Here is a 644-nt window from a genome sequence, read left to right on the forward strand (position 1 = left end):
GTGTGCGCTCCTTCATGGGAAGGCGCCTGCCCAAGCGCATTGGTCAGGCACGTGAATGACGTCCTCGGCCTGTGCCGGGGATCATGCCATTATCGCACAGCAGCATTTGCCCGGCGCTAGACAGAAGTCGTAGACGGCAGGCGGTCAGAACCCGGCCAGCAAGCGGCCCGGATCGGCAAAAGCGTTGTCACACGAACGCAGTGTTCTGTCCATCCAAACGCCCGTTGGGTAGGCGTTGGGGAAAAACAAACGGCCGCGCAGAGCGCGGCCGTCGGTTCGAAGCTGGATCGACAGATCAGCGCGCGTAGCGCTTCTGGAACTTGTCGATACGGCCCGAGGTGTCGATGACCTTGTGCTTGCCCGTGTAGAACGGGTGCGAAGCCGAGGAAATTTCAACCTTCACCAGCGGGTAGTCGTTGCCGTCTTCCCACTTGATGGTTTCCTTCGTCGCCATGGTCGAGCGGGTCAGGATCTTGAAATCGGAGGTGACGTCATGGAAGACGACGTCGCGGTAGTTCGGATGGATATCGGCCTTCATGGGCTCACACCGTAAATGGGCTGGTGGTCAAGAGCGGCATTATAAGCACCGGTTGCCGCCCGGGGCAACCGGTGCCGGTCAATCGGCTTCAGTCCGCGCCCAGGGC

Annotated in this window: 1 protein-coding gene; it reads right to left on the reverse strand. The window is 60.7% G+C overall.

What is annotated here, in order from left to right:
- Positions 1-295: 295 nt before the first annotated feature.
- On the reverse strand, positions 296-538 hold the full coding sequence (locus tag D7X55_RS45890; RefSeq protein ID WP_010484049.1) for a type B 50S ribosomal protein L31: 243 nt from the start codon (positions 536-538) through the stop codon (positions 296-298).
- Between the last annotated feature and the right edge of the window lie 106 nt (positions 539-644).

The organism is Corallococcus sp. AB049A (assembly GCF_003668885.1).
Taxonomy (GTDB): domain Bacteria; phylum Myxococcota; class Myxococcia; order Myxococcales; family Myxococcaceae; genus Corallococcus; species Corallococcus interemptor.